The 15,151-nt window shown below is 69.2% G+C and carries 12 protein-coding genes; 6 read left to right on the top strand and 6 right to left on the bottom strand.

Annotation, left to right across the window (positions count from 1 at the left end):
• Nucleotides 1-57 precede the first annotated feature (57 nt).
• Nucleotides 58-1,788: a stealth family protein gene (locus E3T23_RS08025; RefSeq protein ID WP_134369832.1), complete on the top strand. Its 1,731-nt coding sequence runs from the start codon at nucleotides 58-60 to the stop codon at nucleotides 1,786-1,788.
• On the opposite strand, the gene E3T23_RS08020 is transcribed toward E3T23_RS08025, so the two are convergent.
• A complete protein-coding gene (locus tag E3T23_RS08020; protein WP_134369831.1) occupies nucleotides 1,718-2,656 on the bottom strand; it encodes a phosphodiesterase in 939 nt (312 codons plus the stop codon). The two genes, E3T23_RS08025 and E3T23_RS08020, sit on opposite strands and share 71 nt — an antisense overlap.
• Nucleotides 2,657-2,785: 129 nt before the next feature.
• Nucleotides 2,786-3,001, bottom strand: coding sequence for a hypothetical protein (locus E3T23_RS15220; protein WP_166806249.1), 216 nt, complete (start codon nucleotides 2,999-3,001; stop codon nucleotides 2,786-2,788).
• Nucleotides 3,002-3,062: 61 nt separating this feature from the next.
• On the opposite strand from E3T23_RS15220, the gene E3T23_RS08015 reads away from it, so the two are divergent.
• The 3 genes from E3T23_RS08015 to E3T23_RS15920 are packed head-to-tail and all read left to right on the top strand — an operon-like array spanning nucleotide 3,063 to nucleotide 7,213.
• Nucleotides 3,063-3,914: a phosphatase PAP2 family protein gene (locus E3T23_RS08015; RefSeq protein WP_166806248.1), complete on the top strand. Its 852-nt coding sequence runs from the start codon at nucleotides 3,063-3,065 to the stop codon at nucleotides 3,912-3,914.
• Between the two features lie 54 nt (nucleotides 3,915-3,968).
• Nucleotides 3,969-5,264 (top strand): type III polyketide synthase, encoded by a 1,296-nt coding sequence (locus tag E3T23_RS08010; RefSeq protein ID WP_241977729.1) that lies wholly within the window; start codon nucleotides 3,969-3,971, stop codon nucleotides 5,262-5,264.
• Nucleotides 5,265-5,296: 32 nt separating this feature from the next.
• The gene (locus E3T23_RS15920; protein ID WP_134369829.1) at nucleotides 5,297-7,213 is read left to right on the top strand and encodes an FAD-dependent monooxygenase; all 1,917 of its coding nucleotides are present in this window, start codon (nucleotides 5,297-5,299) and stop codon (nucleotides 7,211-7,213) included.
• 229 nt (nucleotides 7,214-7,442) lie between these two features.
• Here the strand turns inward: E3T23_RS15920 and E3T23_RS08000 are convergent, their stop codons facing one another.
• The 4 genes from E3T23_RS08000 to E3T23_RS07985 all read right to left on the bottom strand — a co-directional run bounded on the left by E3T23_RS08000 (nucleotide 7,443) and on the right by E3T23_RS07985 (nucleotide 12,843).
• Nucleotides 7,443-9,509, bottom strand: a complete 2,067-nt coding sequence (locus tag E3T23_RS08000; RefSeq protein ID WP_134369828.1) for a glycogen debranching N-terminal domain-containing protein — start codon at nucleotides 9,507-9,509, stop codon at nucleotides 7,443-7,445.
• Nucleotides 9,510-9,577: 68 nt separating this feature from the next.
• Nucleotides 9,578-10,486: a carbohydrate ABC transporter permease gene (locus E3T23_RS07995; RefSeq protein WP_134369827.1), complete on the bottom strand. Its 909-nt coding sequence runs from the start codon at nucleotides 10,484-10,486 to the stop codon at nucleotides 9,578-9,580.
• Nucleotides 10,483-11,577: a carbohydrate ABC transporter permease gene (locus tag E3T23_RS07990; RefSeq protein WP_134369826.1), complete on the bottom strand. Its 1,095-nt coding sequence runs from the start codon at nucleotides 11,575-11,577 to the stop codon at nucleotides 10,483-10,485. The genes E3T23_RS07995 and E3T23_RS07990 overlap by 4 nt, the downstream gene beginning before the upstream one ends.
• A gap of 6 nt (nucleotides 11,578-11,583) precedes the next feature.
• On the bottom strand, nucleotides 11,584-12,843 hold the full coding sequence (locus E3T23_RS07985; RefSeq protein ID WP_134369825.1) for a sugar ABC transporter substrate-binding protein: 1,260 nt from the start codon (nucleotides 12,841-12,843) through the stop codon (nucleotides 11,584-11,586).
• A gap of 292 nt (nucleotides 12,844-13,135) precedes the next feature.
• Here E3T23_RS07985 and E3T23_RS07980 point away from each other — a divergent pair, with 292 nt between their 5' ends.
• Together E3T23_RS07980 and E3T23_RS07975 are read left to right on the top strand one after the other, a co-directional pair.
• Entirely contained in the window at nucleotides 13,136-14,269 is a 1,134-nt protein-coding gene (locus E3T23_RS07980; protein ID WP_134369824.1) for a LacI family DNA-binding transcriptional regulator, read from the top strand.
• 16 nt (nucleotides 14,270-14,285) lie between these two features.
• Nucleotides 14,286-15,128, top strand: a complete 843-nt coding sequence (locus E3T23_RS07975; protein WP_134369823.1) for an SDR family oxidoreductase — start codon at nucleotides 14,286-14,288, stop codon at nucleotides 15,126-15,128.
• Nucleotides 15,129-15,151 lie beyond the last annotated feature (23 nt).

Raw genomic sequence — 15,151 nt, 5'->3', positions numbered from 1 at the left:
GGCATTGCGTGTCGTTGCCGCGTGAATGAGTGTTCCCAAGTCTTTTCGAGGAGGACCATGGTCACGTTCGATCGCCCAGAAACCGAGCATCGGTCCTCGAGTGACCCGGCAGACACCCTGCCCGTGCTGTCGCTGAGCCCGGAACCCGAGCTCGTGCTGCTCTCTCCCGACCCGCGCACCCGCCGCTTCGACCGCGACGACGTGGTCGTGCGCAAGGGTGAGATCAACTTGATCAACGGCCATTTCACCCCCCACGAGTCGATGGTCAAGGACCTCCTCGCGGTGCGCGACGCCCTCGAACGGGCCGGGATCGACTTCCTGCTCGTGCGCGGCGACGGGGACCGACCGGTGATCGCGGTCGACCGCACCTGCCGCAAGACCCTCACCCGCATCCTCGCGGAGGCCTTCGCGAATGAGCCCTTCTACGCCAAACCCCTCGACGGGCACCTGACCCCGGCCCTGCTGCTGGCCGACGGCGCCCTGTCGACGTTGCGGAAGTCATCCGTCTTCCGGGTCTACCGCCCGCGCATCGAGCCGATCGGCCGCCTGCGCTACGGTGCCGAGACGGCCTTCCAGTTCGAGCTCTGGCACTTCGGTGACGACGAGATCGTCGCGCCGGTCGAGAACTCCCTGATGCGGGCACGGATGCCGCGTTCCGAGGCCCGGGAGACCACGATCGACCTGTTCGGGCGCACCTGGCGCACCCTGCAGCACATGTTCGACGACCTGGCCAGCGACATCAGCTTCGACATCGACATGGTCTTCTCCTGGGTGGACGGTTCGTCCAGCGACTTCCAGCGCGAACGCGCCAAGCGGATGCAGGCCTACGTCGTCGGCGACGGCGACGATTCGGATGCCCGTTTCCGCCAGATCGACGAGCTCAAGTACGCGCTCCGCAGCGTCTACATGTTCGCGCCGTGGGTGCGGCGTATCTTCATCGCGACGGATTCGCCGGCCCCGGAATGGCTGGTCGAGCACCCGCGCGTCACGATCATGCGCAGCGAGGACTTCTTCCCCGACCTGAGCGTGCTGCCCACGCACAACTCGCACGCCGTCGAGAGCCAGCTGCACCGCATCCCCGGCCTGGCCGAACATTTCCTCTATTCCAATGACGACATGTTCTTCGGCCGTCCGGTCGGACCGGAGCTGTTCTTCTCCCCGGGCGGCGTGACCAAGTTCATCGAGGCGTCCACCCGGATCGGCCTCGGCGAGAACAACTCCAGCCGCAGCGGGTTCGAGAACGGGGCCCGGGTCAACCGCGCCCTGCTGCGCGAACGGTTCGGCAAGGTCACCACGCGGCACCTCGAGCACACGGCGGCGCCGCTGCGAAAGAGCGTGATGCAGGAACTCGAAGCGGAATTCCCCGACGATTTCGCCCGCACCGCGGCCAGCCAGTTCCGTTCCGCCACCGACATCTCGGTCACGAACTCGCTCTATCACTACTACGCCCTCATGACCGGGCGTGCGGTCGAGCAGACGCAGGCCCGCTCGCTCTACGTCGAGACGACGCTGAAGCTGGCCCTGCGACAGATGAACGCCCTGCGCAAGCGCCGCGACCAGGACATGTTCTGTCTCAACGACGGCAGCAACCCGGAGATCTCCGACGAGGTGCGCCGCGAGGCCGTGACCGACTTCCTCGAACGGTATTTCCCGATCGTCGCCCCGTGGGAACGCGTGAACCAGGTCGAACCCGGCCGGGCCGCGCACACGCCGCCGTCTAGCGCAGAACCGGGATCGGTGTGGTCATTGGGGGTTCGCGGAACGCTGGCAGAGTACCCGCGGGCATGATCCGGATGCCGTCACCGGCCAGCCGGCGCGCGCTTTCCGTCGCGTCGACGTGGTCCAGCGCCGGGTAGTCGCCCAACGGAACGACCGAATGCAGCACCGTGTCCGCGAACACGTGCACGAGGTTGCAGGTTCGGGCCCCGTCGCGGCCCCGCGTGCCGCCGACGGGCACGTTCAGGTCCTGCGTGTAACAGGTGGCCGACGCCACCGACACGGGGATGCCGGCGAACATCGCCGTCGAGGAGTAGTGCAGGTGCCCGGCGAGGATGCTGCGCACATCCGAGCCGCGCAACACTCGGGCCAGACGGGCCTGATCTCGCAACTCGACCGACACGGCCAGGTCGAGCACACTCGGTACGGGCGGGTGGTGCATGGCGAGGATGGTGCCGTCCGGCGCCGGCACGCTCAGCTGGTCGGCCAGCCAGCGCAGCTGGGCGTCGGTCACGGCGCCGTGGTGGTGGCCGGGAATGGAGGTGTCGAGCGTGATGATACGGAGGCCTTCGATGAAGTCGACGCGGTCGATCGGCTCGATCGTCGCCGGTTCGTCCAGCAGGATGGTGCGGAACGACGCCCGGTCGTCGTGGTTGCCCATCACCCATAAGACGCGGGCGCCGAGCCGCGCGGCGGCCGGCTCGACGATCCGTTGCAGGGCGCGATAGGCATCCGGTTCGCCCTTGTCGGCCAGATCACCGGTGATGATGATGGCGTCCGGCCGACCGGAGGAGGCTTCGACCTCCGCGAACAACCGCGTGAGGTGCGCGGTGCTGTCGACCTGGCCGTACAGACGACCGCCGTCCGCAAGCAGGTGAGTGTCGCTGAGGTGGAGCAGGAAATGATCCGGCCTGGGGTATTCGGCCGTTCGAATGTTCACAGAGCATCCATTCGTTGGGGCTAAGAACTCCTCGATGAGTTCGCTGACTCTACTCTGATTATTTGACCAGCACGGACTGAACCCGAGGTGAATAGCAGGCGAACAACAATGAATGGACCGGAGTGAAGGCTAGGGATGGGTCATCCCGGAGGTCGAATCGGGGAAGACCGGCTTGTCGAGGCTGTCGTCCTCGTAGGGCTCGGTCTGTTCGTGGGCGGCCTCGGCGGCGCGACGCCGTTCCGCCTCGAAGTCTCCCTCCAGACCGGTGAAACCGCCGATCTGAGTGCCCTGCCTCCGGCGTTCTTTTCGGGCGGCCCGTGCCTGCCCGCGTTTCTGTGCGTCCATCTTTAAACGCTACGCCGATGCTGAACGGAGTCAACCGCGCCGGCGCGTGCGAAGCTATACCGTGCGCACCTCTTCGACGATCAGCCCCGTTCGCTACCTGGTGGGGGCCTTCGCCGCCATCATTGTGTTCGCCGGGCTCTACCTGTACTTCGTGCGTACCCTCTCCGGCCAGGCCCTGGATCAGCTCGCCTTCGACGGCGCCGAGTTCGGACGCCGCAGCGTCACCCCGCTCGCCCAGGAGCTGCTGGATGCTGTCCCGCTCGTCTCCGTCATCGCCGGCCTGCTGCTCACCGGAGTCGTCACCGTCGTGCGCCGCAACGGCAAGACCCTGATCGTGGCCTTCGGGGTGGCGCTGGCGGCCGTGCTGAGCACCCAACTGCTGAAAATGGCCCTTCTCACCCGACCGGACCTCGGCGTGGAGGGCTACGACGGCAATTCATTCCCTTCCGGGCATACGACGGTGGCGGCGGCATCCGCTTTGGCCGTGTTCCTGGTCGCGAGTCCCCGCACCCGCGGCCTGGCCGCCCTCGGCGGTTCCTGCTTCGCCATCCTCGCCGGGGTGGCCACGCTGGCGAACGGCTGGCATCGGCCCAGCGACGTCATCGCCGCGCTGCTCGTCGTGGCACTCTGGGGCTGCGTGGCCGGCCTGGTGCTCACCCGCGGCCCGTGGTCGAGGGGGGGCGCACCCCTCGGCGGGAGGAACGCCCACCCACCCGCGGTCGACCGCCTGCAGCGTCGCATCCTGATTCCGTTCGCCGTGGTCGCGATCGCCGCCTTCCTGGTCACCTACTTCCGCGCGTTCGGCGACACCCCGGGCACCCTGATCGCGTACATCGGCGGCGTCACCGCGATCGTCTCTGCGGGGCTCGGTATCGGACTCACCGGCATCCGTCTGTTCGCTCCGCTGCCCTGATCTGACGGTATTTCCGGGGTGTCCCGGGCCGTGCCCGCGTGCCAAACTAAACCTATGCCCGTGACTCTCAGAGCGTTACAGACCGTGGTTCCCCCGACAGTGCTGATCCAGGATCAGGTGCGCGACATCTTCTCGGCGCAGCCAGGACTCAGTCGTCTGGCCCAGCGTCTGGTGACCGCATCCTTCAACCTGTCCGGGATCGACACCCGGCACAGCGTCATCGACGAGCTCACCCTCGACGGCTCGACACCCGATCCCCAGTTCTTCGACTCGGCAACGCAGCAGCTGCTCAGGCCGAGCACCCGGGTGCGCAACGAGCTCTACATCGTGGAGGCGACGAAGCTGTTCGTCGAGGCGGGACGGCGGGCCCTCGAGGCGTGCCCCGGCATCGAGGCGTCGGACATCACGCATGTGGTGACCGTGTCGTGCACCGGATTCTACGCACCGGGGCCCGACTACATGCTCGTGCGCGAGCTGGGGCTGAACCCCGCGACCCAGCGCTACCACCTCGGTTTCATGGGCTGCTACGCATCGATGCCGGCCCTGCGCACGGCGCAGCAATTCGTCCTGGCCGACCCGAATGCCGTCGTCCTCGTCGTCAGCGCCGAGCTATGCTCCCTGCACCTGCGTACCTCCGACGACCCCGACACCATCGTGGCGTCCTCGCTGTTCTCGGATGGCGCGGCCGCCGGCATCGTCAGCTCCCGCGCCCCCGCTGCGGGCGAGAAGGCCCTCAGCCTCGACCTGTTCGAGACCGTGATCACCCCCATCGGTGAGGGGGACATGGCCTGGAAGATCGGCGACGAGGGGTTCGAGATGATCCTCAGCACCTACGTTCCGCACATCATCGACCAGCACATCGAGGGGGCTCTGGCGCCGCTCTTCGCCCGGGATGCCGAACTCAGCGTCGTGTTGGCGCCAGAACCGGCGGCGCCGCCGGTTCTGGTTCCGTCCGAGGTTTCGGCCGGTGTTCCCGAAGGTGTGTCGGCCGGGTCGGTGGCCACCCTGGCCGCACCGGTTGCGGTTGCGGTCGAGGCTCCCGGAGCCACCGGAGCCACCGGAGCCACCGGGGCCACCGCGGCCACTGCGATCGCGCACTGGGCGATCCACCCGGGCGGGCGCAGCATCCTGGACAAGACCGAGGCGAAGCTCGGGCTCAGCGAGGCGCAGCTGGTGCCCTCCCGGGAGACCCTCCGCAACTACGGCAACATGAGCAGCGCGACGATCCTGTTCGTGCTCAAGGCGATCCTCGACGCCCCGGCCACGGATGACGAAGAGCGGGTCTGCGCGATGGCGTTCGGCCCGGGGCTCACGGTCGAATCCGGGCTGATGACCGTCATCGCCGGGTAGCGGGCGTGGGCATCCCGTCGTTGCGTGTCCCGTTGTCGTGCGTCCCGTCACTGCGCCGACGCGCGAGCGACGCCGTCGAGCTGATGGACGACCCCGACTGCGACCCCGCCCGACTCGCCAGCACCTACGCGAACTTCCGGTACGTGAACGCCGTGGTGTCGGGCTGGCGCGGAATGTATCGCCGCGACATCCGGCCGTCGCTGTCGCGCACACGTGAGAGCACCCTGCTCGACGTCGGGTGCGGCGGCGGCGACGTGGCCCGGGCGCTGGCCCGCTGGGCCGCCAGGGACGGCCTGCGGCTTCGTATCACCGCCGTGGACCCGGATGCCCGCGCGCACGCCTACGCCACGAGCCTGCCCCCGCTGCCCGGACTGACGTTTCGGCGTGCGCTCAGCTCCGACCTCGTCGCCGAGGGGCTCCGGTTCGACTTCGTCGTCTCCAACCACGTACTGCACCATCTCAGCGGCGAACAGCTCGGCGGACTGCTCGCCGACTCGGAGCGGCTCGCCGCGCACCGGGTGCTGCACGCCGACATCGAACGCAGCCGGTTCGGGTACCTCGGGTTCGGGCTCGGCACCTGGCCGCTCTTTCGCGGGTCGTTCATCCGCGACGACGGGCTCACCTCCATTCGCCGCAGTTTCACGGCGCCGGAGCTTCGCGAGGTGGTGCCGAACGGGTGGCAGGTGACGCGGGAGCATCCGTCGCGCCTCGTGCTGCGCCGTGAGGCACCGGCCGCCTCGGCGTCGGCAGCAACAGACGGGACCCAGGAAGGCGTCACCGGGCCGCGGGTGCGGGACGTGATCGTGGTCGGCGGGGGACCGGTGGGCATCCTGCTCGCCGGGCTTCTGGCGGTGCGCGGCGTCGACGTGGAAGTGCTCGAGCAGCGGGCCGAGCCGTCAATGCGATCCCGGGCCATCGGCATCCACCCGCCGTCGTTGCGGGCGCTGGAGCAGCTGGGCGTGGCGGAGGAGGTGATCGCCAAGGCGGTGCGGATCCGCGGCGGCGTGGTGCGCTCGGACGGGCGCACCCTTGGCCGGCTGGTGTTCAGCGAGACGGCCGACCGGATGCAGAGCGTGATCTCGCTGCCGCAGTCGGAGACCGAAGCCGTGCTGCGCGCGCGGTTCGCCGAGCTCGCGCCCGACCGGCTGCGCGGGGGCGTCACCGTGACCGGGGTGTACGACCGGGGCGATCGGGTCGCGGTCGAGACGATGGCGACGGGCGAGACGGTGGCGACGGGCGCGACGGCCGGGGAGTCTGTCGAGGCCCGCTACGTGGTGGCCGCCGACGGCGCCCGCAGTCTCGTGCGCGGCCTGCTCGGCATCCGTTGCACCGCTCGCACCGGCGGCGAGACGTATCTGATGAGCGACTACCCCGACACGGGGGAGTATCCCGGGGAGGCCGTGCTCTTCTTCGAGCGGGATGGTGTGGTCGAGTCGTTCCCGCTGCCGGGCGGCCGGCGCCGCTGGGTGGCCATCACCCCGACCCTGCTGGCCGATGCGACGTCCGACGACCTGGCCGCGCTCATCCGTGCCCGCACCGGCACTCGACTGCCCAAGACGACCGCCGCGGCCAGCGCCTTCTCGGTGCAGCAGCGCCTCGCCACTCGTCTCGTGGCCGGACGGGTCGTGCTCATCGGCGACGCGGCGCACCAGATCAGCCCGATCGGGGGGCAGGGCATGAACCTGGGCTGGCTCGACGCGCTCCAGCTGGCCCCGGCGCTGGTCCGGGCGCTGCGCGAACCGGATGCCGCGTCCGGCGTGCTCGGGCACTACGACCGCCGCCGCCGGCGAAGCGCACGGATGGCCGCCCGGCAGGCCGGGTTCAACATGGCGATGGGCGGTCCCATCGACGGGCTGCGCCTGCGTGCACGGAACGGCCTCGTGCGCACCCTGGCGGTGCCGCCCGCCAGGGCCGTGCTCGCCCGCGCCTTCACCATGCGCTGGCTGTAGCCCGACGGCTGCCGCTCCCCGGAATCTCCTGAGTTGGCCACGAGGTGCGCGCGCATGATGCTGCCCGATTCGGGAGTGCAGGCCGGTCCGTGTGCATAACTCCTGCAATTCGGTGGAGCGGCGGGACGGATGCCCGGAATTCCGGGGCGGTTTCCGGCCCGCACCAGAATTTGCAGGAGTTATGCATCGGGGCAGCCGACGCGGGCCGGGGCCGGCAGACCCCCCGGGCCTAGCCGACCCGGGACGGGGCCAGCGGGGTCCGGAGGCCGCGCACGATCACGTCGCCGACGACGGCGGGAGTGATCGGGGTGGAGGTGACGTGGCCGGTGGCCAGGTCGGGTTCCAGTCCGAGCACGGTGCCGAGCACGGAGACGGCCGCCGCCGCCGACCAGGCCTGCGGGCGGCAGGCGGCCGGGTAGGGGACCGCCGCGGTGACGGCGGTGGAGGCGTCGCCGGAGTGCAGCTCCGGCATGCGGTAGTCGAATGATTCGGCCGCGGCGAGCAGCCCCTCGATCAGGATGCCGGCCTCGGCTCCGAATCCGGCCCGCCCCAGCCCGGATATCGCGATCGCGGTGTCGTGGGTCCAGACCGAGCCGCCGTGGTAGCTGAGCGGCCAGTAGCCGGCGGAGTCCGTGGACATCGTGCGAAGGCCGTAGCCGGAGTTCAGCTCGGGGGACACCAGCCGGGCGGCGACGAGGGCCGACTCCTCCTCGGAGAGCAGTCCGGTGCCGAGCAGGTGGCCGATGTTGCTGGTCACGGTGTCGACCGGGCGTTTGAAGGCGTCGAGGGCGACGGCCGGGTAGCGTCCGGTCGGGGAATCGATCCAGAAGGATTCCCGGAACCGGGTCTTGAGCGCTTCCGCCCGGGCGCGCCAGGCGTCGCCGCCGGGCCGATCGAACGCGTCGAGCAGTTCGGCGCCGCCGATGTAGGCCTCGTAGGCGTAGGCCTGCACCTCGCAGAGGGCGATCGGTCCGTCGGCGAGGCTGCCGTCGCGCCACTGGATCGAGTCGCCGGAGTCCTTCCAGCCCTGGTTCGCGAGGCCGTGGCCGGTGATGTCGACGTATTCGAGGAAGCCGTCGCCGTCGCTGTCGCCGAAGTCGCGCAGCCAGCCGAGTGCAGCCTCGAGAGCGGGCAGCAGAGCCTCGACCTCGTCGGCGGCCAAACCCCACCGGTAGGCGTCGCGCAGCAGGCAGATCCACAGCGGGGTGGCGTCGACGGTGCCGTAGTAGAGCGGCGGCAGCGACAGGCTCTCGCCGGGCATCGAGTACACGTCGGGGCGCAGCTCGTGCATGATCTTGCCGGGCTGTTCCGCGGTCTCGGTGTCGCTCCTGGTGCCCTGCAGCTGGGCGAGCAGGCGCAGCGTGGAACCGGCGATCTCGGTGCCGAGGGGCAGCAGGAAGCGCGCCGCCCACAGGGAGTCCCGGCCGAACAGGGTGAAGAACCAGGGTGCGCCGGCGGCGAGGAAGGGATCGGCCGGACTCGTCGTGGTGGCCATCCGCAGACCCGTCAGGTCGTCGAGCGCGCGCGCCACCCAGCGGCCGAGGCGCGCGTCGCCGGAGCGCACCGACACCCCGTCCCACTCCGGCAGCCCCGCCGCGGCCTGCACCACGGTGGCCGAGTGCGCGATGTCGACGGTCCACTGCACGGTCACGCTGCCCTTCGCCGGCACGGTGACCGACCAGGTTCCGGTGACTTCGGTGCCGGTGACCGTCGAGTCGGCCTCGGCGGTCGACCCGCCCAACACCCCGCCGCCGCTCACACCGACCAGCGCCGACACGGTGTCGGTCGACAGACGGATGCCCCCGCTCGCCTCCGTCACGACGACATCCGGTGCCGCGGGCAGGTCCGCGCCCTCGAAAGCGTCGCGCTCGGCAGCCCCCGCGAGGCCTGCCTTCACGGTCTGCATATCGGCGAAATCGGGCGTCAGGCGCACGGACACGGTCGTGTCGAGTGCCTGCTCGAGTCCCGAGATGATCTCGATCCGCTCGGTCAGCTGCCCTGCGGTGACCGTGCGGGTGACCTCGAGCCGCAGCCGCGGGTCGGCGGTGCGGTCGTCGAGGTGACGGAGCAGCGACGTGAAGGTGACCACGCCCGCGCCGCGCTGGGCACGTCCGATCGCCTCGCCGGTCTGGCCGCCGACCAGCACGGACCAGCCGGAGAGAACGCGGGTGTCCGCATGGTAGAGGCCGTGGATGGGCTTGTCCGTCTGCCCGTCGGAACGAGACCAGGCCTGGGTGGGGGCCGCCAGAACGATGGCGGAGTCATGGAGCAGAGGCTGGACGGGGTGAGAGAACATGAGAGAGGTACGACTCCAGAGGTGTTGTGTGGTGCGGATCTACGGAAAGAAGCGGGAGACCAGGAGGGTTACTCCTTCACGGCCCCGTCGGTGGTGTTCATGATGCGCTTCTGGAAGATGAAGAACATCACCGCCACCGGGATGGTCATGATCGCCGCCGCGGCCAGCTTGAGCGGGTACTGGGTGCCCTGGCTGAGCTGCCCGGACGCCAGCGACGCGACGCCCTTGGTCAGCGTTGTCAGCTCGGGGGACTGGGTGGCGACGATGAAGTGCGACAGCTCGTTCCAGGACCCCTGGAATGACAGGATGATGATGGTCACCAGGGCCGGCCGGGCCATCGGCAGCACGATCGACCAGAACACCCGGAAGGTGCCGGCCCCGTCGATGCGGGCCTGCTCCTCCACACTCGCCGGGATCGACTCGAAGAAGTTCTTCATGATAAAGACCCCGGCGGCATCGGTGAGCAGCGGCACGATCATGGCCACGTAGGTGTCGTAGATGCCGAGCTGGTTGATCACCAGGAACTTCGGGATCAGGAGCACGACGCCGGGCACGCTCATCACGGCGATGAGCAGCGCGAAGATCAAGTTGCGGCCCCGGAAGTGCAGCCGGGCCAGGGCGTACCCGGCCAGGGAGTTGAAGAAGACGCGGCCGAGGGTGACGAAGACCGTGACGATGGCGGAGTTCTGGAACCAGACCGGGAAGTCCGAGTTGAGGAACAACCTCTCGTACGCGGCCGTGGACCAGGTCTGCGGCAGAAGCGACATGGGATTGCTGGCGGCATCGCCATCCGTCTTGAACGAGGTGGCGACCTGAATCAGGAACGGGGCGATGTAGATGGCCGCGAGCACGATCAGGATCGCGTAGAGCAGCGACCGGCCGGCGACCTGGCGGTTCGGCAGCTGTTCCCGGCTCAGGGCGCGCAGGCGCCGGGAGGGGGAGACGGTGCGCTCGCGGGTTCTCACCGTGGTGTTCATTTCGAACCTCCGGATGTCGGGATCGGCAGATACGGACGCATCCGCCGGGCTGAGACCCCGCGTTCGGCCAGCAGCCAACGCTGGAACAGGGTGAAGACCACGATGATCACGAACAAAATGAAGGCGATCGCGGCGCCCTGGCCCCAGGCCTGGTTGGTGAACGCGGCCTGGTAGGAGAGATAGGCCGGGGTGAGCGTGGTCTTGCCGGGCCCACCCTGGGTGCCGGTGTAGATCTGGTCGAAGACCTGCCAGGCGCCGATCAGGCCGAGGGTGAGAACGGTGAAGAGCGTTGGACGCAGCTGGGGGAGGGTGACCCGCCAGAACCGCTGCCAGCCGTTGGCGCCGTCCATCATGGCGGCCTCGACGACGTCGCCGCTGAGGTTCTGCAGCGCGGCGATGAACAGCAGCATGAACGTGCCGCTGGTGGTGAACACGGCCATCAGGATGAAGGCGCTCATGGCCACGGATGGCCCGGCGAGCCACTCCCAGAAGGAGATGCCGAGAAACGTGTTGCCGGTGAGGGCGGCCGGGCCGGTGTCGACGCCGAACGCAGCGAGGAGGTTGTGCAGCACCCCGCTCGGGTCGTTGAACCAATTCGGTCCGTTGACGCCGATGAACGCGAGCAGTTTGTTGACGGCGCCGCTGGAACTGAACAGGAACAGCCAGAGCACGGTGATGGCCACCGAGCTGGTCACCGACGGAAAGTAGAACGCGGTGCGGAAGAAGCCGCGGCCGCGCAGGATCTGCCGGTTGACCAGCACGGCCAGCAGCAGCGACAGCATGGTCTGGATCGGCACGACCAGGAGGACGTACCAGGCGTTGTTCCGCAGAGCAGTGCCGAAGTCCTGTTCGGCCAGGCCGCCGCCGCCGACCAGGGCGGAGTAGTTGTCGAGGCCCACGAACGACACCGTGCCGCCGAAGGGGCTGCCGCGGCCGTTCCAGTCGGAGAAGCTGACCCAGAGGGCCATCAGCACCGGGATGACCAGGAACAGGCCGAGCAGGATGATCATCGGGGCGGTGAAGAGCCACCCCGAGGCGGTCTCGCCGCCCCGGATACCGGAGCGGCGAGACGTGCGTGCAGGCGTCGACATGGTGGACTACTTCAGCAGTGCTTCGAGGTTCTTCTGCACCGAATCGAGGATCGCCTGAGCGTCCCCGGTCTTCAGCGACTCGAGCTGCGCGTTCAGGTCGCTCGTGACGTCAGCGGCGCCCTTCACATTGGGTACGCCCTGGGCGTAGTCGGCGCCGTCCAGGAACGCCACGAGGGTGGGGTTGGCGCTCTTCCACTCATCGGCGGCCGACTGGATCGAGGGCATCGGTCCGAACTCCTCGGAGAAGGTGAGCTGGGCGTCCTTGCTGGTGAGCTGTTCCACCAGTTCGAGGGCGGCGGCCTGGTTGGGGCTGTCGGCGGCGATGCCCCAGCAGTTGGTGAACTGCAGCGTGCCCTTGCCCTCCGGGCCGGCGGGCAGTTCGGCGACCGTGTAGTTGACCTCGGGGAAGTCGCTCTTCATCGCGCCCGTGATCCAGTTGCCCTCGATGGTCATGGCCGAGAGCTGCTTGCCGAACGCCTCGCCGCCCCAGCCGGCGCCGATCTCGCTGGCGTAGCTCATCACCCCGTCATTCAGGAGTGTCTGCGCGTATTCGAGGCCCGCGACGCTCTCCGCGCTGTTCGCGGTGGCCTCGGTGCTGTCTTCGTTCATCAGGCTGCCGCCGGCCTGGGCCATGAATGCGCCCAGCCGGGCGTACTCGCCGCCGAGGGCGAGTCCGACCTGGCCGTCGGTGGTGAGCGTCTTGCTGACGGCCGCGAGTTCGTCCCAGGTGGTGGGGATGTCGGCGTCGGTGAGCCCGGCCTGGGCCCAGAGGTCGGTGTTGATGACCAGACCCAGGGTCGAGAAGTCCTTCGGCGCGCAGTAGAAGTCACCCTCGTACGTGAAGGAGTTGACCAGGCTCGGGTAGAAGTCGTCCTTGTTGGCCAGCTCGTCGCCGTAGGCCAGGAGCGAGCCGTTCGACGCGTAGCCGGCGAGGGCATCCGTCGACAGGTAGAAGACGTCGGCGGGCTTCTGGGCGGCGAAGCCCTGGGCGAGCTGCTGGTTGAGGTCGCTCGCGACGCTGACCTTGGCGTCGGTGCCGGTTTTCTCGGACCAGGCGGCCACGGCTGCGTTGACGGATGCAGTCTCGGCGTCGCCGCTGGACCCGATCAGGACGTTGAGCCCCTGGGCGGAGTCACTGGTGAGCTCTCCGCCCGAGTCGGCGGAGTCGCCGCCGAAGCCGGATCCGGAACCGCAGGCGCTGAGGGTGAGGGCGCCGGCCACGGCGAGCCCGGTTCCGATCAACCAGCGAGAGTTGCGTCGTTGCATCTTGTTTCTCCTTGAGTCGCGCATCGATGCGCGTTTGCTTGTGTGAAGGTCACGATAGCCGAAAATATTTGATCGATCAAACTTTTCTTTTGATCGATCAAATCCCCGTATTTCCGGGGATCCAGGGGAACGGGGGAGCGGTGCGGAAAATCACCTGACCGGCGGGCGGATCGGAAGCGGCGCCTCCGTTCCCGCCGGCCCGGCGGGAAGCGGTACTCTCTGGAGCACGGTATTTGATCGTTCAATGAACGAAGGCAGGCGCGTCCGGCGGAGGCGTGGGGCAGGAGCGGGTATGGGTGGCTTTCCCACGGTGACGGATGTCGCCCGCGCGGCCGGCGTCTCCCGCCAGACCGTGTCAAATGTGATGAATTCGCCCGGCATCGTGCGCGCCGACACCCGCCAGCGGGTCGAGGCCGTGATCAAAGAACTCGGGTATCGGCCGCACGCCTCCGCCCGGCGGCTCCGCACGCGGCGCAGCTCGACCATCGGCATCCGTCTGGACCCCATGATCGACGGCATCTCCGGTTCGGTCCTCGACCGGTTTCTGCACGCCCTGACCGAGCAGGCCGACGCCCAGGGACTGCGCGTGCTGCTCTTCACGGCCACGAGTCCCGAAGACGAGATCACCCAGTTCCGGCGTCTGAACGACGGCGCGGATGTCGATGGTTTCGTGCTCACGTCGACGTTCGCCGGCGACCCGCGCACCCACTGGCTGATCGAGAACGGCATTTCCTTCGTCACCTTCGGGCGCCCGTGGGGAGTCGACGATATGAACGACCCGCAGCACCTCTGGGTGGATGTGGACGGCTGGGCAGGCCTGCACGAAGCGACCCGGGCGCAGCAGGAGGCCGGAGCCCGGCGCGTCGCCTACATCGGCTGGCCGAGCCCGTCGGGCAGCGGCGACGAGCGTCGACGGGGCTGGTACGACGCGATGACGGAGCGCGGCGACGTCTCCGCCGATGACCTGGCCGAGCTCGAGATCGTCACCCCCGACGGCGTCAGCCAGGGCACCGCCGCGATGGCGCGGCTGCGGCAGAATGCCGGCCGGATCGATGCCGTGCTCTGCGCGAGCGACTCTCTGGCCCTCGGCGCGATGATCGCGAACCCCGAACGCGTGCCGGTCACCGGCTACGACAACACGCCGGTTGCCGCCGCGATCGGGCTCTCCAGCGTCGACCAGGCCGTCGACGAGGTGGCCGCCGGGGTGCTCGCGCTGCTGACCGGCGAGTTCGGCGGCAAGGTGCACGGAGCCCCGGAGTCGGCCGAACCCCGGCACCGGTTGGTCACCCCGCGACTGGTCGTGCGTGAGTTCGCCGCCATCCCGATGGACGTGCCGCAGGACGTGCGGCTGGACGTGCCGCAGTCTGTGCCGCAGTCTGTGCCGCAGGACGTGCCGCTGGACGTGCCGCTGGACGTGCCGCAGTAGCCGCTAGCATGGCGCCATGACTCTCCCCGAGGTTGCCGGAATCCCCGTTTCTGCCGGTATTCCCGCCCCGGCCGGGTTGCCCGCCGCGTGGAACCTCGCCGGCCGCACCGCGCTGGTCACCGGGGCCGGCAGCGCCGCCGGGATCGGATTCGCCGCGGCACGGATGCTGGGTGAGCTCGGTGCGCACGTCGTGCTCACCGCCACGACCGAACGCGTGCACGAGCGGGCGGCCGCGCTGACGGAACTGGGCATCGCGGCATCCGGCATCGTCTGCACCCTGGACACCGAGGCCGGCGCGCTGGTGCTCGCCGCAGCCCTCACCGACGCGGGCCTGGCCCCCACGATTCTGGTGAACAACGCGGGCATGGTCGCGGTCGGCGACGCCGAAATGCTGCACGGCGATGTGAGCACCACGTCGGCGGGCGAGTGGGACCGGGGCCTGGCGATCAACCTGTCGACCGCGTTCCACGCCACGCGCACCGTGATCGGCTTCATGCACGCGGCGAACTGGGGGCGCATCGTCACGGTGTCCAGCGTGTCGGGGCCGGTGATGGCGTCCCGCGGGGACCTGGCCTATGCGGCCGCGAAGGCCGGTCTGGCCGGGCTCACCCGGGCGCTCGCCGTGGACGAGGCCCGGCTCGCAATCACCGCGAACGCGGTCGCGCCGGGCTGGATCGAGACCGGGTCGCAGCTGGAGAGCGAGGCGGTCGAAGGTGCGCTCGTGCCGGTCGGGCGCAGCGGGACCGCGGGGGAGGTCGCATCCGTGATCGCCTGGCTCGCGTCTCCCGGCGCGTCGTACGTCACCGGCCAGACCGTCGTCGTCGACGGCGGCAACAGCGTGGCCGAGGAGCGCCGGTAGCCGAGGCGGCCGGTTCGCTGAGG

The organism is Cryobacterium cheniae, assembly GCF_004403395.1.
Lineage (GTDB): Bacteria > Actinomycetota > Actinomycetes > Actinomycetales > Microbacteriaceae > Cryobacterium > Cryobacterium cheniae.
This window is presented reverse-complemented; position numbering and strand designations above follow the sequence as displayed.